Genomic DNA, 18099 nt, shown 5'->3' with positions numbered 1-18099 from the left:
ATACCGCTCGCAGATGCGCGTCCAGGATCCTGGAGACCGCTAGCGGCGATCGCTGCCGGAGGCCAGGCAGGCCCCCAGCAATAGCCCCACCAGAGCCGCCAAGCCGATGGACTTCCAGGCATTCTCATGGACATATTCGTCCGTGACGGCGGACACGCGCCGATAGCGTTCGGCAGCGGTGCCTTCCCATTCGCCTGCCATATTGCGTGCGGACTCCAGTTGGCTCTTCAGCCGCTTGCGTGCGATGTCGATTTCTTCACCCGTGTACGAGGCCGTGGAACGCAGGAGTTCCTCGGTACCTGCCATCAGTTCACGTAAGCTGCTTGCTACCCGGTCCTTGCTGGCCAGAAGCTCGGCGCTATGCGAATTGCTATTCATGGTCTCTCCTCGAAAAAGCCCTTGCGGGTGACAAAGGGGACGGCGTACCGTATGACCCATTGTCGAGCTTGACTGTGGCCAAGGCCCTATTCTTTCGAAACGATGGGTAAAGCCCTATTTCAGGCGAGACGAACTGCTTACTCCGTCCCATCATGCACCGGGAACGGGGTTTGCTTCCACCCCTGCTCGGCCGCGTTCCCGGCCTACAAGGACCAACTCTGCATGCGATCTCCCTCCTACTCGCCCTCGCTCGCCGATAACGTTTCGCCGTCGTCGGCGTGCCCCGCGCCATCGCGCGAGCCACGCTTCCATCAGCTGCACACGGAAGCGGGCGATACGGTCACGAATGAACTGCTTCAAGGTCTGGCCCTGCCCCAGGCCCACATCAGCCCCAAGTTCCTTTACGACGAACTCGGCTCGAGCCTGTTCACAGCCATCACCTTGCTCGACGAGTATTACCCCACCCGTTGCGAAAACGAGATCTTTAGCCGCCATGCCGCGGAAATCGCGGCTCACGCCGGTGTTGCGCAGGTGCTGGTCGATCTGGGCGCGGGGGACTGTGCCAAGGCGGAACGCCTGCTGCCTTATTTGAATCCCCCGCAGTACGCACCCGTAGACATCTCCATCGAGTACCTGCGCAGCGCCGTCAAACGTATCGCGGGACGTTATCCGGAACTCGACATCGTCGGCGTCGGCATGGATTTCTTCCATGATCTCGCCTTGCCCGCCGACATACACACGGACCAGCGTGTTTTCTTTTATCCCGGTTCCAGCATTGGCAACCTGGCGCCGGATGATGCGGCGGCGCTGCTCCATCGCATTCGCAGGCAGTCCGAGGGTGGTGCCATCATCATAGGGGTGGATCTGGTAAAGCCACGCGATATCCTTGAGCCGGCGTATGACGACGCCGTGGGAGTAACGGCGGCTTTCAATCTGAACCTGCTGCGGCATGTGAACCGCATCGTTCGTACCGATTTCGATCTGTCCCAATGGCAGCATGTCGCCTACTTCAATGAGGCGCGGTCCCGCATCGAAATGCACCTGCGCGCGCGCACCGATGTGACGCTTACCTGGCCGGGCGGTCAGCGAAGATTTGCCGCAGGCGAGCGCATCCACACCGAGGACTCCTACAAGTACCGGCCGCAGGCGTTCAAGGCCATGCTGGCACGTGCAGGCTTCGGTCAGGTTCGATATTGGACCGATGCGCGTGAATGGTTTGCCGTCTTTTGTGCCAGGGCTTAGGCACCACAGCCCGCCCCTGCCCCAGGAGAAGCTTCTTCATGGATACGATTCATCCCGCTACATCGCGTGCGAGCGCCCTCGACACTTCCGCTTGCCCCGGCGCGACCGACTATACCGCCGTGCGCCACGCCAGTCTGGCCCTTGCAGAGCCCCTGTCGCCGGAAGACTGCCAGGCCCAGTCCATGCCCGATGCCAGCCCGGTCAAATGGCACTTGGCTCATACCACCTGGTTCTTCGAAACCTTTCTGCTGCAACGTTACGCGGCCGACTATGTGCCCTTTCATCCACAGTACGGCTATCTCTTCAATTCGTACTACAACGCCATCGGCCAACGGCATCCCCGCCCGCAGCGCGGCTTGCTGACGCGCCCGCCGTATCGCGACATCGTCGCGTACCGGGATCATGTAGACACCGCCATGGTTGAGCTGACGGCGCGCATGCGCGGGAATACCGAGTTCGAGGCCCTGGTGGTACTGGGACTGCATCATGAGCAGCAGCATCAGGAACTGATCCTGACCGACGTGAAGCATCTGCTGGCGTGCAATCCGCTGCGCCCCGCCTATGCGCAGGGCGCGCGTCCGCGCGCGATCAGGCCGGCGACCACCAATGGCTGGCTGCACCATCCGGGCGGCATCGTACGAACGGGCCATGCCGAGGCCAGTTTCTGCTTCGATAACGAAATGCCGGCCCACGAGGTCTTGCTGCGGCCGTATGAGCTTGCACGCAGACCAGTCACGCAGCGCGAGTATCTCGCCTTTATCGAGGACGACGGCTACCGTCGACCTGAGTTCTGGCTATCCCTGGGCTGGGATGCGATCAACACGCACGGTTGGCATGCGCCGCTCTACTGGGAGCAACAGGACGATACCTGGCATGCCTTTACTTTGCACGGCATGGAGCCGCTGGACCTCGAGGCGCCTGTGGTGCACATCAGCTATTTCGAGGCGGACGCCTACGCGCGCTGGGCTGGCGCCCGGTTGCCCAGGGAAGCGGAATGGGAGCAAGTGGCGCGGCGCTACGCGGGCCCGGACACGCACGCCAACATGGTCGAGTCCGGATTGCTGCATCCGCGGGCAGCGACACATGACGACGGTGTATCGGCGCTGCAACTGTATGGCGACGTCTGGGAATGGACGTGCAGTCCATATGAACCGTACCCCGGATTCGCCGCCGCCCCCGGCGCAGTGGGCGAGTACAACGGCAAGTTCATGTGCAACCAGTACGTGCTGAGGGGTGGCTCCTGCGCGACGCCTCGCACCCACATCAGGCCGACCTATCGCAATTTCTTTCCACCCGACGCGCGGTGGCAATTCTCGGGTTTCAGGCTGGCGCGCGATGCCTGAACACGCGTTTCGGCCACGTGGCGCGATAGCAGTGCCGCCTCCACAGTGAGGATGCGACCCTGCCGGGCACATTTGGCAAGCGGCAAAATCGCGTGCTAGAATCTCGCTCTTTCCAGGGGCCGCGTGGCGGTAGACGCTTGCAAAGCTCTGCCAACGCACCGACGTCGGCTCATGGGATTTGGCGCATTAGCTCAGCCGGTTAGAGCGACGGAATCATAATCCGCAGGTCCCCTGTTCGAATCAGGGATGCGCCACCAGGATGTTTCAGCGGCCCGCGGCAACGCGGGCCGCTTTATTTTTGCAGCCACGCCGGTTTACGTGAAAGCGTGTCGACGTGCCGCAGCCGCGGTGCGTATGGACGCACAGGTCACCGGCTGTCCTGCGACAGGTTGCCGGGCGGGCGCCACTGGGTGGTCCACATTTGCCGAACCGGGGAATCCCGGCGAAGTACTATGGCTGGTATGGGCGGCAGACAACAAAAAGCCCCGCCGAAGCGGGGCTCTTTGCTCAAGTATTCAACTTAGAGCACTTGGATCTTCGTGGCCTGCGGGCCCTTGGGGCCATTCGCGGTCGTGAAGCTCACGCGCTGGTTTTCTTCGAGCGACTTGAAGCCGCTACCTTGAATCTCGGAGAAGTGCGCGAACAGATCTTTGCCACCCGCTTCCGGGGTGATAAAGCCATAGCCTTTTTCAGAGTTGAACCACTTAACGACGCCGGTTTCCTGAGCCATACTGATATTCCTTGCAATTAAACTGGGCAAAAAGCCCGGGACACGAGACGTTCAAGCATGGGGCCAAGAACAATAGCGGAGACCGGGAAGAACTCTGAACTGTACAAAGATCGCGCCGCTTGAAAATCTCACAGATACTATGAACGGGACCTGCCCTTAAGTCAAAAACAATTTATTCTCCAGCCCCCCGCAGTTGAAACTAATTGCTACATTGCAGCGCAAAAACTGCGCGCCGTCTTACCTGACGTTGCACATGACGATTGTGAATGCCGGGCGCCGAGCCGGCGCGACGGGAATTCATGCACCATACGAACCGTATATTTTCCGACAATGCACGAGGCGCTTTTACAACAGCCCGGCAACTGAAAGGCCCATCAATGACCATTATCAGCGCTCGTTTTGCCGACCTGAAGGCCGGCATGGCCCTGCGGACGACCTTGGACGGCGAGTTCATACGCAGCTACGTGGTAGTTAGCCCGCCTGACCTGGACGCCATCGCGGATATCGTGCCGCGCAGCGAGGTCGAGGCTGGCGGTCAAATCCATGCCACCGCGGTGAATGACCCGACTTCCGCTCCCGAACAGGTGGGCGACGTGCTGGACAACGTGAATCCGGGCGACATCGCCGTGTTCCTGTGCGCGTCCACCGCAGCATATGAAGCTGCGCTGCAAGTGCTGGGCTACGACCCGGCACGGCCAGACACTGAACTGCATTAGCATGTGCCTCGCGATGGACTTTTAAAAAAACGGACCAGCCGCAACCATAAGAGATTGCGGCTGGTCCGCTTTCCGATATCTCCGGACCGTGCGCTCAGCCCGCGGACACCTGGTATACGCGAACGCCGGCACGGGGGGTATTTTCGGAATAGGCGAAGCGTGGACGTGCGCCGGACTGCACCGGCGCAAGCCGGAACCCCAAGTCCATGCCCCAACGGTCGGTTTCGCGGATCCACTGGGTATGGCAGCACGAGCAGCGGAAACGGTCCTCGCGGTGGTTTTCCCGGTGCTTTTCGGTGGGTCGCACGAAACCTTCATGCACCAGGCTCTGGTGGGCCTGCAACCCGGCGGTTGCAAGGGTGATGCTCTGGCAGGGAAGGCACATCATGGCGCTCATTGTTGTTCTCCAGGATAGGTTTGAAATAGCAATACTTGTTGAAGACGATGGAACCGTTGCCGGGGGCCGTGCTGCGCCCGTCACCGGGAATAGAATTAATCGGGGTCCTGCTCTGGAGTAAGCACCTCCAAGGCCGCGCGCCCATCCGTGATGGTTTCTCCAACCGATGGAAACCCGACGGGCGACGAGATACAACGGGAGCGCTGACGTCCCGGGCGCCGATCCTCGACGAGGATCTTCCAACTGAACTTGCCCTTGCCGTCCGGGTCGACGGTCAGCGTCGCGCCCCACGCGTTGAAGACTTTTGCGAAAACTTCCATTGCGTATCGCCGGTCAGATGGATGTTCTACTCACAGCAAGTGTCGTGCCCGCGTCCGATGAAGCGGCGTTGCCCGGGGAAAGAACAGCGCGAGACCTCTGCCGTGCCGGCGAAAAAACGGGGCCGTCTTGCCGTACCGGCGAAAAAGGGGCATGAAATAGATACAAAGGCGTGTACGATCGTAACGCCGACGACTCGCATCCGGCAGATGACGACTCCAGGCAAAAGCGCCCGCCAGCCGCCATGCACGGGCGTCCGCAAGGCGAAAAAAAGCCGGCAGGAACACCTGCCGGCTTGTGGCGGGGCTTCTGCCGCTAGAGAGAACGGGCCAGTTGGTCGGCCAGGCCGATATAGTTGCGCGGGGTCATCGCCAGCAAGCGGGCCTTGGCGTCGGCCGGCAACTCCAGTCCCTGAATGAACTCGCGCAGGGCCAGCTGTGTAATACCTTTGCCGCGGGTGAGCGCCTTGAGCTGTTCGTAGGGCTGCGGCAGACCATAGCGGCGCATGACCGTCTGCACCGGCTCGGCAAGGACTTCCCAGCATCCGTCGATGTCGGCATCGATGGCCGCCGTGTTGACTTCCAGCTTGCCCAGACCGCGCAGGCAGGCGTCCCAGGCGACCACGCAATAGCCCAGGGCAACGCCAAGATTCCGAAGCACGGTGGAATCGGTCAGGTCGCGCTGCCAGCGCGACACCGGCAGCTTGTCCGAAAGATGGCGCAGCATCGCGTTCGCGAGGCCGATATTCCCCTCCGAATTCTCGAAATCGATGGGGTTTACCTTATGCGGCATGGTGGAGGAGCCGACCTCCCCTTCCTTCAAGCGCTGCTTGAAGTAGCCGAGCGACACGTAACCCCAGACGTCCCGGTCCAGGTCGAGAATAATGACGTTCGCGCGCGCCAGCGCGTCGAAGAGCGAGGCCATCCAGTCATGCGGCTCTATCTGGATAGTGTGACGGTTCTGCGTCAGCCCCAGCGCCTCCAGCACTTGCCGGCTGAACGCCGGCCAGTCGATTTCGGGGTAGGCGGCCAGATGGGCGTTGTAATTGCCCGTGGCGCCGTTCAGCTTTGCCAACGGTTCGACCGCTCGAATGCCATCGATGGCACGGGAGAGGCGCGCCGCGACGTTGGCGAACTCCTTGCCGAGCGTGGTAGGGCTGGCCGGCTGCCCATGCGTGCGGGACAGCATGGGCTGCGCCGCGTGCTCCGTTGCCAGCGAGGCGAGCTTGCCGTGAAGTTTCTCGAGCGCCGGGAGCAACACATCGTTGCACGCACGCGACAACATAAGCGCATGCGAGGTGTTGTTGATATCTTCTGAAGTGCAGGCGAAATGTATGAATTCGGCAGCTCTGGAGAGCTCTTCGTGATCGGCCACTTTTTCTTTCAGCCAGTATTCCACGGCCTTGACGTCGTGGTTGGTAACGCGCTCGATTTCCTTGATTCGCGCCGCATCGGCCTCGGTGAAGCCGTCGACGATGGCGGTCAGGCGGGCTCGGGCGTCGGCGGAAAAGCGCGGCAGTTCCGGCAGCCCGGCCTCGGCCAACGCACTCAGCCATGCAACCTCGACTTCCACCCGGTGGGCCATGAAACCCGCCTCCGAAAGCAGCCCGCGCAAGCCGTCGCCGCGTGCGGCATACCTTCCGTCAAGAGGAGAAAGCGCGTTGAGGGGACTGAGGGCGGGAGCAATATGCATGAGAAATCGATGAAGGCTGAAGCGGACGTTGGAAAGCACCGAAAAACGCCGCGATTTTATCACCCGACGCCCGTCGACCCCGTCCGGCCGGCGGCCCTTGCGCCCAGCCGCCCGCACCGCAGTCCGGCATGGCATCATGCCTGCTATACTGCCGCCCGCTTTCCGACTATGACAGTGAATCCATGAAACTAATAGGCTCCCTTACTAGCCCGTACGTACGTAAGGTACGGATCGTCATGGCGGAGAAGAAGCTGGATTACCGCTTCGAGCTGGAGAACGTCTGGTCCCCCGAGACCCGGATCCAGCAGTTCAATCCCCTCGGCAAGGTTCCTTGCCTGGTCATGGAAGACGGGGGCGCGCTGTTCGATTCGCGCGTCATCGTCGAATACCTGGATACCCTTTCCCCGGTGGCACGGCTGATTCCTCAGTCCGGGCGGGACCGCGCCGCGGTCAAATGCTGGGAAGCCATTGCGGACGGCGTGCTCGACGCCTGCGTCGCCATCGTCAAGGAAAGGCAACGGCCCGAGGGCGAACGCAGCAAGGACTGGATCTCGCGCCAATATGGCAAGATCCACGCCAGCATGGACGCGATGGACAAGAGCCTGGGCGAGCATACCTACTGCATGGGCATCAACTACAGCCTCGCCGATGTGGCGGTCGGCTGCGCCCTGGGCTACATGAATTTCCGTTTCGCGGACCTGGACTGGCGTACGGGGCACCTGAATCTGGCGCGCCTGTTCGACAAATTATCCACGCGCCAGTCGTTCATCGACACCGTGCCGCCCGCCGCCTGAGCGGCGAGGCGGAATGGACGTTCAGGCAAAGGCACGCCACGCCTTGTAGGCCATAAATATTGCCAGCGCGAAAAGCAGAATCGCGAAAATGCGCTTGACGGTGCCCACCGGCAGACGATGGGCCAGCCGTGCGCCCATCGGTGCGGTCAGCACGCTCGTACACACCAGGGCCAACAAGGCCGGCCAATAGATATAGCCGATCATCCCGGGCGTGGTATTGGCTTCCCGCAGCCCGGAAATGACATACCCGGCGCTATTCGCCAGCGCGATCGGGAACCCGAGCGCCGCGGACGTGGCCACGGCGTTACGCAGTGGGACATTGCACCACACCATAAACGGAACGGACAGGAAGCCGCCGCCCGCGCCGACCAGCCCGGAGATAAAACCGATGCCTGCTCCGGCTGCCGACGTGCCGACCATGCCGGGCAACTGCCGCGTCGGCTTGGGCTTGGTATTGCGCAGCATCGAATAACCGGAATACGCCACGAACACGGCGAAGAAGGCGGATAGCCAGCCTGTGTGCAAGGCCGCGAAGACGGCGCCGCCCGCCAGCAGGCCGCCAATGATGAGGCCAGGGGCCATGACGGCCACCACATGCCACACCACGGCGCGGGCGGCGTGATGCGCCCGCACGCTGGAGATGGAGGTGAAGAGGATCGATGTCATCGAGGTGGCGATGGCGGCATGCACGATCAGGTCATCGGCCATGCCATGCCAGCCGAACAGCATGGTGAGGAAAGGCACCAGCACCATACCGCCACCTATACCCAGCAAACCCGCCGCGAATCCTGCGCCCGCGCCCAGCAGCAACAGGAAAACCAACATAGCTATGTCCACATCCGCTCCGTCATTATGGTTGTTCAAGTAACGGTCACACGAAAACGGACAGGCCGCGGCGTCCGGCCCGCGGCCATGCGGTCGGCGACGCAGCGACGCCCTCCCCGACGCGCAACTACGAGATGATACCGCCCCCCAGGCAGATCTCGCCGTCGTAGAGCACCGCGGACTGGCCCGGCGTCACCGCCCATTGGGGCTGTTCGAACCGCAGCGTGAACCCGCTGGAGGTCCCGCCCCGCAGCGTGCAGGGCGCATCGCCCTGGCGATAGCGGGTTTTGGCGCCGTACCCGCCGGGCGCGGGCGGAGTCCCCGCGATCCAGCTGGCGTCCTGAGCGTCCAATGATCCCGCCAAGAGCCAGGGATGGTCGTGCCCCTGCACCACATACAGGGTATTGGCGGCGATGTCCTTGCGTGCCACGTACCAGGCTTCGGCCGTGCCGTCATCGCGCTGCCGCCCCTTGACGCCCCCGATTCCTATGCCCTTGCGCTGTCCCAGCGTGTAGAAGGACAGGCCGGAATGCGTGCCGACGTGCTGTCCTTCGGGCGTCAGGATCGGACCGGGAGCAGTGGGCAGATAACGGTTCAGGAATGCGCGGAAGGGCCGTTCGCCGATGAAACAGATACCCGTCGAGTCTTTCTTGGCCGCGTTGTGCAGGCCGATCTCATGAGCGATGCGCCGCACCTGGACCTTGGGTATTTCGCCGAGCGGGAAGAGCGTGCGCGACAGCTGCGCCTGGTTCAGCCGATGCAGGAAGTAGCTCTGGTCCTTGGTGGCGTCCAGGGCCTTGAGCAATTCGTAACGCAGCCCCGCCCTCCCCTCGACCGCCCGTACCCGCGCATAGTGTCCTGTGGCGATACGTTCAGCGCCCAGGCTCATCGCGTGATCCAGGAACGCCTTGAATTTGATTTCGGCGTTGCACAGCACGTCGGGGTTGGGCGTGCGGCCGGCCGAATACTCGCGCAGGAACTCGGCAAACACGCGGTCCTTGTATTCCGACGCAAAGTTCACCGCCTCGATATCGACGCCGATGGAATCCGCGACGCTGGCCGCGTCGAGCCAATCCTGCCGACTGGAGCAGTATTCGGAATCGTCATCGTCCTCCCAGTTCTTCATGAAGAGCCCGATCACTTCGTAGCCCTGCTGCTTGAGCAGCCACGCGGTCACGGACGAATCGACACCACCGGACATGCCGACGACGACACGGCCCTTGGTTGGAGTAATGGAGGACATGGGGAAACAAGCAGTGCGGGTTAGGGGTTCGAACCGCCGGCCCCGGGGGCGAGCGGCGAGCGGATGGGCCATTTTACCCGGCGGTTTTCCTAACGCGACGGGCGGCAAGTCGTGTATAAGTGTCAGCGGTCCGATATACGACGAGGAGAACGCATGCGTATCGGCATTCCGCGGGAGACCCTGGAGGGGGAAACGCGCGTTGCGGCAACACCCGAAACCGTCAAGAAGTACGTGGGGGGCAAGCATACCGTCGTTGTGGAACGCGGCGCCGGCGCCGCGGCCCGCTATCCGGATAGTGCCTACGAGGCGGCCGGCGCCACGCTGGGATCGGCGACCGATGCCCTCGGCACGGAACTGGTGCTGAAGGTGCGGGCGCCTTCCGTTCAGGAGTTGACCGCCATGACGCCCCAGGCGGTTCTGGTCGGCATGCTCGATCCGTTCGACACGGAGGGCATCGACCGAATGGCCGCGGCGGGCATAACCGCCTTCGCCCTGGAAGCCGCACCACGGATTACGCGGGCACAGAGCCTGGACGTCCTGTCGTCCCAGGCCAATCTTGCCGGCTACAAGGCCGTGCTGCTGGCGGCCCACTACTACGGTCGCCTCTTCCCCATGATGATGACCGCGGCCGGCACCCTGAAGGCTGCGCGGGCCGTCGTGCTGGGAGCCGGGGTGGCCGGCCTGCAGGCGATCGCGACGGCGCGACGCCTTGGCGCCGTGGTGGAAGCCTCCGACGTACGCCCCGCGGCCAAGGAACAAGTCGAATCGCTGGGTGCGAAATTCATCGACGTGCCCTTCGAGACCGATGAGGAACGTGAAATCGCGCAGGGCATCGGGGGCTATGCGCGGCCCATGCCCGCCGCGTGGATGGCACGCCAGGCGGTCCTGGTCGCCGAACGCTGCAAGCAGGCGGATATTGTCATCACCACCGCCCTAATTCCTGGCCGGCCAGCGCCCACGCTGGTATCCCAGGAAACCGTCGAAGCCATGCGGCCAGGCTCGGTACTGGTAGACCTTGCCGTGGAACGCGGCGGCAATTGCCCGCTGTCGGAAAAAGGCAAGGTCGTGGAAAAGCATGGCGTGACGCTGGTCGGGCTTACCAACCTCCCTGCCCTGGTTCCTACGGACGCGTCGGCGCTTTACGCCCGCAACGTACTCGATTTCCTGAAGCTCATCATCGACAAGGAAGGCGCCCTCGCCATCCAGCGCGAGGATGAAATCGTCGCCGCCTGCCTGATCTGCGAGGCCGGCAATGCAGTTCGGAGGTCTTGAATGGACGCGCTCAGCCCGACACTCATCAACCTGATCATCTTCGTCCTCGCCGTGTATGTCGGCTACCACGTCGTCTGGAACGTCACCCCGGCATTGCACACCCCGCTGATGGCGGTCACCAACGCGATCTCCGCCATCATCATCGTCGGTGCGATGCTAGCGGCGGCCCTCACGGAAGGCAATCTCGCGCGCGGCATGGGCGTGCTGGCGGTGGCGCTGGCGGCGGTCAATGTCTTCGGCGGCTTCCTCGTGACGCGCCGCATGCTGGAGATGTTCAAGAAGAAGGAAAAGAAATCCCGGGAGGCTGCGTGATGATTTCACTGAACGTCGTCACGCTGCTCTACCTGGTCGCGTCGGTATGTTTTATCCAGGCGTTGAAGGGACTGTCCCATCCGGCCACGTCGCGCATCGGCAACGCCTTCGGCATGGCCGGCATGGCAATCGCCGTCATCACCACCGGGGCTTTGATCGTCGCCCTGGCCGGACCGGGCATTGCCGGCCTGGGTCTGGGTTGGGTGCTGCTGGGCCTGCTGATCGGCGGGACGGCGGGCACCATCATGGCGCGCCGCGTCGAGATGACCAAGATGCCCGAACTGGTGGCCTTCATGCACAGCATGATAGGTCTGGCGGCCGTGGCCATCGCGGTCGCGGTCGTGGCCGAGCCGCACGCGTTCGGCATCGCGCCCATGGGGACCGCCTTGCCGACCGGCAACCGCGTGGAGATCTTTATCGGGACCTTCGTGGGCGCCATTACGTTCTCGGGATCCGTCATCGCCTTTGGCAAGCTGTCGGGCAAGTATCGCTTCCGGCTTTTCCAGGGCGCGCCTGTGGTGTTTCGCGGCCAGCACATCGTCAACCTGGTGCTCGCCCTCGTCATGCTCGGCTGCGGCATCGCGTTTGTCATGACGCAACAATGGACGCCGTTCATCGCGATGACGCTCATCGCGTTCGTGCTGGGCGTGTTGATCATCATCCCCATCGGCGGCGCCGACATGCCGGTCGTGGTATCCATGCTGAACAGCTATTCCGGCTGGGCGGCGGCGGGCATTGGTTTTTCGCTGAACAACCCGATGCTGATCATCGCCGGTTCGCTGGTGGGATCGTCCGGCGCCATCCTCTCGTACATCATGTGCAAGGCGATGAACCGCTCGTTCTTCAATGTCCTGCTGGGCGGCTTCGGCAACGGTGGGGGCAGCGCAGCGGCTGAAGCCGGTGGTCCGCAGCGCAGCGTGAAATCCGGCAGTGCCGAGGACGCGGCCTTTGTCATGATGAACGCCGAAACGGTGGTCATCGTGCCCGGCTACGGACTGGCGGTGGCGCGCGCGCAGCACGCACTGAAGGAACTGGCCGCGAAGCTGACCGCGAAAGGCGTGACGGTGAAGTACGCCATCCATCCGGTGGCGGGCCGCATGCCGGGCCATATGAACGTCCTGCTGGCCGAGGCGGAAGTGCCCTATGACCAGGTGTTCGAGATGGATGACATCAACGGGGAATTCGGCCAGACCGACGTGGCTCTGGTCCTGGGCGCCAACGATGTCGTCAACCCGGCCGCCAAAAACGACCCGGGCTCCGCCATCGCCGGCATGCCTATCCTGGAGGCATACAAGGCCCGCACCATCATCGTGAACAAGCGTTCGATGGCGGCCGGCTATGCCGGCCTGGACAATGAATTGTTCTATATGGACCGCACCATGATGGTCTTTGGCGATGCCAAAAAGGCCATCGAGGACATGGTCAAGGCTGTGGAATAGCCGCGGGGGCGGGAGTACCGGCCTCCCGCAGCCGCTCGTCCAGCACTTCGATCCAATGACGCACCGGTGTGGACGTCCCGCTCTGCAGGTGCGTGATACATCCTATGTTGGCGGACAGGATCACATCCGGGGCCGTGGGTCCAATGGCAGCGAGCTTGCGGTCGCGCAAGGTTGTCGCCATCTCGGGCTGCATGACGGAGTACGCGCCCGCCGACCCGCAGCATAAATGGCGGTCGGCGAATGGCTGTAATTCAAAGCCCAGGTCTGTCAGCAAAGTGTCCGCGAGAGGACGCAGGCCTTGCCAATGCTGCAGCGTGCAAGGCGGATGGAATGCCGCCTTGACGGGCTGTCCCAGGCGCTCGCGCAAGACGCCCGCATGCGGCGCGAGCACTTCGGAGATATCGCGCACCAGGGCCACAATGCGTGCGGCGCGCTCGGCATACGCGGGATCGTTGCGCAGGTGATATGCATACTCTTTCACCATGGCGCCGCAGCCGGTGGCGTTCATGACGATGGCTTCGACCTTGCCGCTTTCGACGAAGGGCCACCAACTGTCCACGTTGGCGCGCATCTGCGCCAGGGCCGTCGAGGGGTCGTCCAGGTGCAGATTGATCGCACCGCAACAACCGCCGCCCCGTGCGACGGTGGCGCCGATACCCAGCGCGTGCAGCACCCTTACGGTCGCCGCATCGATGGTCGGCATCATGGCAGGCTGTACGCACCCGGCCAGCATGAGGACCTGTCGACCATGAAGGCGCGGATCCGGCAGCGTCCCGACGGCCCTGCGCTCCGGCACCTTGGCGCGCAGCGCCGCCGGCAGCATGGGCCTGAGGACCTGTCCCAGCCGCATGGCCGGCGCGAACCAGCGCGATGTCAGCCCGCGGCGCAGCAGTGCACGCTTCAAGCGCTGCGGCAAAGGCCGACGCACACGCTGTTCGACCAGACTGCGCCCGATATCGATCAGATGGCCGTACTCGACACCGGACGGGCACGTCGTTTCACAGTTGCGGCAGGTCAGGCAGCGGTCCAGGTGCGTCTGCGTGGACTGCGTCGGCTCCGCGCCTTCCAGCATCTGCTTGATCAAGTAGATACGGCCGCGCGGGCCGTCGAGCTCGTCCCCCAGGACCTGGTAGGTGGGGCACGTCGCGGTACAGAAGCCGCAATGCACGCAGCGGCGCAGGATGGCATCGGCTTCGCGGCCGTAATCCGTATCCCGCGCCCAGGAAGCGATTTGGGTTTGCATAGCTATAGCTCCAGCGCCAGCCGCCCTGGATTGAACAGGCCGGACGGATCCAGCTCCTGCTTCAGGCGGCGGGTAAGCGTCGCGATACCGGGCGCGAGCGGATGAAAGACACCATCGTGCGGCATGTCTTCGTGGCGTACGGCGCGAAACAGGGTGGCATGACCACCCCGGGTCTGCGCCGCCTGCCGTACAGAGTCGGGCTCCAGGGGGCCTCGCAACCAGCGCTGCCCGCCCGCCCATTCGATGAGCGTCGTTCCCAGGCCCAGTGACGGCGCAGCCGGCGGTACCGCGACGCGCCACAAGGCGCGTGTCCGGTCGAAGTACGCATGCGTCTGTTCGCGCAGCGAGAGCCAGAAGGCCTGCGCCTGCGGGGCATCGATAGCGTCCCCCCGGATGCGCGCGCGGGCCGCATCGATGGCCGGCGGCGCGCCCGACAGGCGCACCCAAAGCTCGCCCTTGCCCTCTTCCCCGGCGGGGATCCAGGATGCCGCGGAGATCGGCATGGGCAGCCGCCGCCATTGCGCGAAGGCCGCCAAGGCTTCCGGCTCCGTTGCATCCAGCCGCAGGGTCCGTTCGTCGGCAGGCCGCGGCAGCACCTTCAGCGAAACCTCCAGCAGCGCACCGAAAATCCCTTGGGATCCCGCCAGCAACCGCGATACGTCATAGCCAGCGACGTTCTTCATGACCTCGCCACCGAAATTCAGGACACGCCCGTGGGCATCCAGCAGGCGGGCCCCCAGAACGAAGTCCCGCACACTGCCCGCGGCCATGCGGCGCGGTCCGGCCAGGCCGGCCGCCACGCACCCGCCGACGGTGGCGCTCTCTTCATAGTGCGGCGGCTCGAAGCCCAGCATCTGGTTGTGCTCGGCGAGCGCGGCTTCGAGCTCGCGCAGCGGCGTCCCGGCACGCGCCGTGACCACCAGCTCGGACGGCTGATAATTCACGATGCCGCGATAGGCGGTGATATCCAGCAGGCAATGGCCGTCTTCCGGCCGCAAGGGCCGGTGGTTGCCATAGAAGGCTTTGCTGCCGCCACCGCAGATGAACAGCGGCTTGTGCCCGGCGCGCGCGGTCATGACCTGATCGCACAACTCCGACAGGACGAAATCCATGATGCCCCGTTCAGAACCGAGATAAATCGGGAAATTGAAGTTCGCCGCCGTGCACGTGCATCTTGCCGTACTCCGCGCAACGTGCCAGCGTCGGAATTACCTTCTGCGGGTTGAGCAGGCAGGTCGGGTCGAAAGCCCGCTTTACGGCCAGAAAGGCATCCAGTTCCTCTCGCGAGAATTGCACGCACATCTGATTGATTTTCTCCATACCCACACCATGCTCTCCCGTCACGGTGCCTCCCACCTGTACACACAGTTCGAGAATGGCGACGCCGAACTTGTCGGCGCGCTCGGTCTCGTCCGGCTTGTTGGAATCGAAAAGGATCAGCGGATGAAGATTGCCGTCGCCCGCATGGAATACGTTGGCGCAGCGCAGGCCGTACTCGTCCTCCATCTGCTCGATGGCGCTCAGCACGCGGGCCAGATGGCGCCGCGGAATTGTGCCGTCCATGCAGTAGTAGTCCGGCGATACGCGACCAGCGGCCGGAAAGGCATTCTTGCGGCCTGCCCAGAATCTCAGCCGTTCCGGCTCCGAGGTGGACACTTGCAACCGCGTCGCGCCAGCCTCCCCAAGCACCGCCTCCAGGCGCGCGATCTCATGCGCGACCTCTTCCTTCGTGCCGTCGGATTCACACAGGAGGATGGCCTGCGCAGCCATGTCGTAGCCGGCCTGCACAAATGGCTCCACCATGTGGATCGCCTGTTTGTCCATCATCTCCAGGCCGGCGGGAATAATGCCGGCGGCAATCACCCGCGTGACGGCGTTGCCGGCTGCCTCCACGCTGGGGAAACTGGCCAGTACCACCTGGGCGCACGCTGGCTTGGGCAACAGCTTGACGGTCACCTCGGTCACGATGCCGAGCATGCCTTCGGACCCGATGAAGACTGCAAGCAGATCCAGCCCGGGCGCATCGGGCGCCTCGCTGCCAAGCTCGACGATATCGCCGTCTATGGTGACGATACGCACGCGCAGAATATTGTGTACGGTCAAGCCGTACTTCATGCAGCGCACGCCGCCGGAGTTCTCCGCCACGTTACCGCCGATGGAACATGCGATCTGGCTGGACGGGTCCGGTGCGTAGTAGAACCCATACGACGCCGCCGCTTCCGAGATCGCCAGGTTGCGCACGCCGGGCTCGACGACCGCCAGGGCATTGTCCGGGTCGATGCGTTTGATACGGTTCAGCTTGGAGAGCCCCAGCAGAACGCCCTGGGTATGCGGCATGGCACCGCCGGAAAGCCCCGTACCGGCGCCCCGCGGCACGACGGGGGCGTTCAACCGCCGGCACACACGCATTACCTGCTGCACCTGGACTTCGGTTTCGGGCAGGCAGACGACAGCGGGCAAGGCGCGATACAACGACAGGCCATCGCATTCGTAGGGCCGCGTGTCTTCCTCGCGATATAGGATGCAGTGCGCCGGCAATACGGCCTGCAGTGCCGCGACGAGATCCTGCACGGCCGGCGGCGCCGCCTGCGCATCCGTGAGGTCGGTCTCTACGAGAGTGTCCATTCTTTCAACAATAGCGCGGGGCGCTCAAACGCACAGTCAGGGATTTACCCCAAGGGGAAACATCGCTCAGGCCGAGCTACCAGCTTATGATTTTCCCGGGGTTGAGTATGTTGTTCGGATCGAACGCATGCTTGAGCCCGCGCATCAGTTCCAGGGCGTCCTCGCCATGCTCCTCGGCGAGAAAACCCATCTTGTGCAACCCTACCCCGTGTTCACCCGTGCAGGTGCCATCGGCCGCGATGGCGCGCCGGACCAGCGCATGGTTGATCCGCTCCGACGCCTGCCATTCGTCCTCGCTGTCGGGATCGAGCAGCATCAACACGTGGAAATTACCGTCGCCAACGTGGCCGACAATGGTGGTCGGAAACGGCGCCGCGGCGAGGTCGCGCGCCGTTTCCCGGACGCATTCGGCGAGTGCGGAGATCGGCACGCATACGTCCGTGGTGCTGGAACGGCAGCCGGGGCGCAATTGCAGGCCGGCAAAATACGCGTTGTGCCGCGCCGCCCACAGGCGATTGCGCTCTTCAGGCCGATGCGCCCACTCGAAGTCCATGCCACCGTGCTCATGCACGATCGCCTGTACCGCCGCCGCCTGTTCCTGCACGCCCGCGGTGCTGCCGTGAAATTCAAAAAGGAGCAGCGGCGTTTCGCGCAGATCGAGCTTGCTGTACCGGTTCACCGAGCGTACGGCGTGTTCATCCATGAACTCGACCCGTGCAACCGGCACCCCCGCCTGCATGATTTCGATAACGCTATCCACCGCCTCGCCGAGCGAAGGGAAGTTGCACACGGCGGCGGAAACGGCCTCCGGCTGGGGATACAGCTTGACGGTAACTTCGGTGATGAGGCCCAGGGTTCCTTCGCTGCCGACGAAAATCCGCGTGAGGTCATAGCCCGCGGACGATTTCGGAGCCCGCCGTGCCGTGCGGACCACCCGGCCATCGGCCGTGACAACCGTCAAAGAAACCACGTTCTCGCGCATGGTCCCGTAGCGCACCGCGTTGGTTCCGGACGCCCGCGTGGCGGCCATGCCGCCCAGGCTGGCGTCAGCGCCAGGATCGACCGGAAAGAACAAACCGGTATCGCGCAGGTATTCATTGAGCTGCTTGCGCGTCACGCCGGCCTGCACGGTCGCCGTGAAGTCGCCCGCATTCACTGCAACGACCGCATTCATGCCCGACATATCGAGCGTAACGCCCCCCTGCACGGGCAGTAGATGTCCTTCCAGCGAAGAGCCGGCTCCGTACGCGACAATGGGAACGTGATAGGTGTTGCAGATGCGCGCCACGGCGGCCACCTCTTCCGTGGACTGCGCAAAAATGACGGCGTCCGGCAACACATCGGGATAGGGAGATTCATCGTGGCCGTGGTGTTCGCGCACTGCCTGAGCCACGGACAGGCGATCCCCCACGATTGCGCGCAACGCCGCCAGGCATGCATCGGGGAACGGTCGGCGCAAGGCCGTGGGAGAGGTCATGTCGTTCATCTGGTCGTCCGGGCCGGAGTCAGTCTGTCATTCTACGCCGCGCC

The 18099-nt window shown here is 63.5% G+C and carries 18 protein-coding genes and 1 tRNA gene; 8 read left to right on the top strand and 11 right to left on the bottom strand.

The features are described 5' to 3' along the window. Window positions 1-39: 39 nt before the first annotated feature. Entirely contained in the window at window positions 40-378 is a 339-nt protein-coding gene (locus BAU07_RS09565; protein WP_066656590.1) for an ElaB/YgaM/YqjD family protein, read from the bottom strand. A gap of 222 nt (window positions 379-600) precedes the next feature. Here BAU07_RS09565 and egtD point away from each other — a divergent pair, with 222 nt between their 5' ends. The 3 genes from egtD (at window position 601) to BAU07_RS09550 (ending at window position 3220) form a co-directional block, all read left to right on the top strand. Then, a complete protein-coding gene (gene egtD / locus BAU07_RS09560; protein WP_084025538.1) occupies window positions 601-1620 on the top strand; it encodes an L-histidine N(alpha)-methyltransferase in 1020 nt (339 codons plus the stop codon). 38 nt (window positions 1621-1658) lie between these two features. Then, complete coding sequence (gene egtB, locus BAU07_RS09555; protein ID WP_066656587.1) at window positions 1659-2963, top strand: ergothioneine biosynthesis protein EgtB; 1305 nt, start codon at window positions 1659-1661, stop codon at window positions 2961-2963. 180 nt (window positions 2964-3143) lie between these two features. Then, window positions 3144-3220, top strand: a tRNA-Met gene (locus tag BAU07_RS09550). Between the two features lie 263 nt (window positions 3221-3483). Here BAU07_RS09550 and BAU07_RS09545 read toward each other — a convergent pair. Further along, window positions 3484-3693 carry a cold-shock protein gene (locus BAU07_RS09545; RefSeq protein ID WP_066656585.1) on the bottom strand — a complete coding sequence of 70 codons (210 nt, stop codon included), beginning with the start codon at window positions 3691-3693 and terminating at the stop codon, window positions 3484-3486. 377 nt (window positions 3694-4070) lie between these two features. On the opposite strand from BAU07_RS09545, the gene BAU07_RS09540 reads away from it, so the two are divergent. After that, a complete protein-coding gene (locus tag BAU07_RS09540) occupies window positions 4071-4409 on the top strand; it encodes a hypothetical protein (protein WP_066656583.1) in 339 nt (112 codons plus the stop codon). A 94-nt stretch (window positions 4410-4503) separates the two neighbouring features. Here the strand turns inward: BAU07_RS09540 and BAU07_RS09535 are convergent, their stop codons facing one another. From BAU07_RS09535 to purB, 3 genes are all read right to left on the bottom strand, one after another. Continuing rightward, window positions 4504-4806: a hypothetical protein gene (locus BAU07_RS09535; RefSeq protein ID WP_066656581.1), complete on the bottom strand. Its 303-nt coding sequence runs from the start codon at window positions 4804-4806 to the stop codon at window positions 4504-4506. Window positions 4807-4901: 95 nt separating this feature from the next. After that, window positions 4902-5126: a hypothetical protein gene (locus BAU07_RS09530; protein WP_066656579.1), complete on the bottom strand. Its 225-nt coding sequence runs from the start codon at window positions 5124-5126 to the stop codon at window positions 4902-4904. Between the two features lie 313 nt (window positions 5127-5439). Continuing rightward, window positions 5440-6816 carry an adenylosuccinate lyase gene (gene purB / locus BAU07_RS09525; RefSeq protein WP_066656577.1) on the bottom strand — a complete coding sequence of 459 codons (1377 nt, stop codon included), beginning with the start codon at window positions 6814-6816 and terminating at the stop codon, window positions 5440-5442. Between the two features lie 182 nt (window positions 6817-6998). Here purB and BAU07_RS09520 point away from each other — a divergent pair, with 182 nt between their 5' ends. Continuing rightward, window positions 6999-7610 carry a glutathione S-transferase gene (locus BAU07_RS09520; RefSeq protein WP_066665197.1) on the top strand — a complete coding sequence of 204 codons (612 nt, stop codon included), beginning with the start codon at window positions 6999-7001 and terminating at the stop codon, window positions 7608-7610. Between the two features lie 21 nt (window positions 7611-7631). Here BAU07_RS09520 and BAU07_RS09515 read toward each other — a convergent pair whose 3' ends face one another. Continuing rightward, complete coding sequence (locus BAU07_RS09515; protein ID WP_066656574.1) at window positions 7632-8447, bottom strand: sulfite exporter TauE/SafE family protein; 816 nt, start codon at window positions 8445-8447, stop codon at window positions 7632-7634. A 115-nt stretch (window positions 8448-8562) separates the two neighbouring features. Beyond that, complete coding sequence (mnmA, locus tag BAU07_RS09510; RefSeq protein WP_066656572.1) at window positions 8563-9678, bottom strand: tRNA 2-thiouridine(34) synthase MnmA; 1116 nt, start codon at window positions 9676-9678, stop codon at window positions 8563-8565. Window positions 9679-9831: 153 nt separating this feature from the next. Between mnmA and BAU07_RS09505 the strand changes: the two genes are divergently transcribed. From BAU07_RS09505 to BAU07_RS09495, 3 genes are read left to right on the top strand one after another with little or no spacing between them, the layout of a single operon-like run. Beyond that, window positions 9832-10950, top strand: coding sequence for a Re/Si-specific NAD(P)(+) transhydrogenase subunit alpha (locus tag BAU07_RS09505; protein ID WP_066656569.1), 1119 nt, complete (start codon window positions 9832-9834; stop codon window positions 10948-10950). Beyond that, window positions 10951-11262 carry an NAD(P) transhydrogenase subunit alpha part 2 gene (locus BAU07_RS09500; RefSeq protein WP_066656566.1) on the top strand — a complete coding sequence of 104 codons (312 nt, stop codon included), beginning with the start codon at window positions 10951-10953 and terminating at the stop codon, window positions 11260-11262. It abuts the gene before it with no gap. Beyond that, on the top strand, window positions 11262-12701 hold the full coding sequence (locus tag BAU07_RS09495; RefSeq protein ID WP_066656564.1) for an NAD(P)(+) transhydrogenase (Re/Si-specific) subunit beta: 1440 nt from the start codon (window positions 11262-11264) through the stop codon (window positions 12699-12701). The genes BAU07_RS09500 and BAU07_RS09495 overlap by 1 nt, the downstream gene beginning before the upstream one ends. On the opposite strand, the gene glcF is transcribed toward BAU07_RS09495, so the two are convergent. The 4 genes from glcF to BAU07_RS09475 form a co-directional block, all read right to left on the bottom strand. Continuing rightward, window positions 12685-13944, bottom strand: a complete 1260-nt coding sequence (glcF, locus tag BAU07_RS09490; protein ID WP_066656562.1) for a glycolate oxidase subunit GlcF — start codon at window positions 13942-13944, stop codon at window positions 12685-12687. The two genes, BAU07_RS09495 and glcF, sit on opposite strands and share 17 nt — an antisense overlap. A 2-nt stretch (window positions 13945-13946) precedes the next feature. Then, entirely contained in the window at window positions 13947-15056 is a 1110-nt protein-coding gene (glcE, locus tag BAU07_RS09485; protein ID WP_066656560.1) for a glycolate oxidase subunit GlcE, read from the bottom strand. A 10-nt stretch (window positions 15057-15066) separates the two neighbouring features. Continuing rightward, window positions 15067-16569, bottom strand: coding sequence for an FAD-linked oxidase C-terminal domain-containing protein (locus tag BAU07_RS09480; protein ID WP_066656558.1), 1503 nt, complete (start codon window positions 16567-16569; stop codon window positions 15067-15069). A 76-nt stretch (window positions 16570-16645) separates the two neighbouring features. Then, window positions 16646-18055, bottom strand: coding sequence for an FAD-binding oxidoreductase (locus tag BAU07_RS09475; protein WP_066656552.1), 1410 nt, complete (start codon window positions 18053-18055; stop codon window positions 16646-16648). Between the last annotated feature and the right edge of the window lie 44 nt (window positions 18056-18099).

Source organism: Bordetella flabilis (genome assembly GCF_001676725.1).
In the GTDB taxonomy this organism is placed as follows: Bacteria; Pseudomonadota; Gammaproteobacteria; order Burkholderiales; family Burkholderiaceae_B; genus Bordetella_C; species Bordetella_C flabilis.
This window is presented reverse-complemented; position numbering and strand designations above follow the sequence as displayed.

What these genes read in the sequence shown, in the direction of transcription:
- BAU07_RS09565 (WP_066656590.1), bottom strand. Translation starts at nt 378, where the DNA reads ATGAATAGCAATTCGCATAGCGCCGAGCTTCTGGCCAGCAAGGACCGG.
- egtD (WP_084025538.1), top strand. Translation starts at nt 601, where the DNA reads ATGCGATCTCCCTCCTACTCGCCCTCGCTCGCCGATAACGTTTCGCCG.
- egtB (WP_066656587.1), top strand. Translation starts at nt 1,659, where the DNA reads ATGGATACGATTCATCCCGCTACATCGCGTGCGAGCGCCCTCGACACT.
- BAU07_RS09545 (WP_066656585.1), bottom strand. Translation starts at nt 3,693, where the DNA reads ATGGCTCAGGAAACCGGCGTCGTTAAGTGGTTCAACTCTGAAAAAGGC.
- BAU07_RS09540 (WP_066656583.1), top strand. Translation starts at nt 4,071, where the DNA reads ATGACCATTATCAGCGCTCGTTTTGCCGACCTGAAGGCCGGCATGGCC.
- BAU07_RS09535 (WP_066656581.1), bottom strand. Translation starts at nt 4,806, where the DNA reads ATGAGCGCCATGATGTGCCTTCCCTGCCAGAGCATCACCCTTGCAACC.
- BAU07_RS09530 (WP_066656579.1), bottom strand. Translation starts at nt 5,126, where the DNA reads ATGGAAGTTTTCGCAAAAGTCTTCAACGCGTGGGGCGCGACGCTGACC.
- purB (WP_066656577.1), bottom strand. Translation starts at nt 6,816, where the DNA reads ATGCATATTGCTCCCGCCCTCAGTCCCCTCAACGCGCTTTCTCCTCTT.
- BAU07_RS09520 (WP_066665197.1), top strand. Translation starts at nt 6,999, where the DNA reads ATGAAACTAATAGGCTCCCTTACTAGCCCGTACGTACGTAAGGTACGG.
- mnmA (WP_066656572.1), bottom strand. Translation starts at nt 9,678, where the DNA reads ATGTCCTCCATTACTCCAACCAAGGGCCGTGTCGTCGTCGGCATGTCC.
- BAU07_RS09505 (WP_066656569.1), top strand. Translation starts at nt 9,832, where the DNA reads ATGCGTATCGGCATTCCGCGGGAGACCCTGGAGGGGGAAACGCGCGTT.
- BAU07_RS09500 (WP_066656566.1), top strand. Translation starts at nt 10,951, where the DNA reads ATGGACGCGCTCAGCCCGACACTCATCAACCTGATCATCTTCGTCCTC.
- BAU07_RS09495 (WP_066656564.1), top strand. Translation starts at nt 11,262, where the DNA reads ATGATTTCACTGAACGTCGTCACGCTGCTCTACCTGGTCGCGTCGGTA.
- glcF (WP_066656562.1), bottom strand. Translation starts at nt 13,944, where the DNA reads ATGCAAACCCAAATCGCTTCCTGGGCGCGGGATACGGATTACGGCCGC.
- glcE (WP_066656560.1), bottom strand. Translation starts at nt 15,056, where the DNA reads ATGGATTTCGTCCTGTCGGAGTTGTGCGATCAGGTCATGACCGCGCGC.
- BAU07_RS09480 (WP_066656558.1), bottom strand. Translation starts at nt 16,569, where the DNA reads ATGGACACTCTCGTAGAGACCGACCTCACGGATGCGCAGGCGGCGCCG.
- BAU07_RS09475 (WP_066656552.1), bottom strand. Translation starts at nt 18,055, where the DNA reads ATGAACGACATGACCTCTCCCACGGCCTTGCGCCGACCGTTCCCCGAT.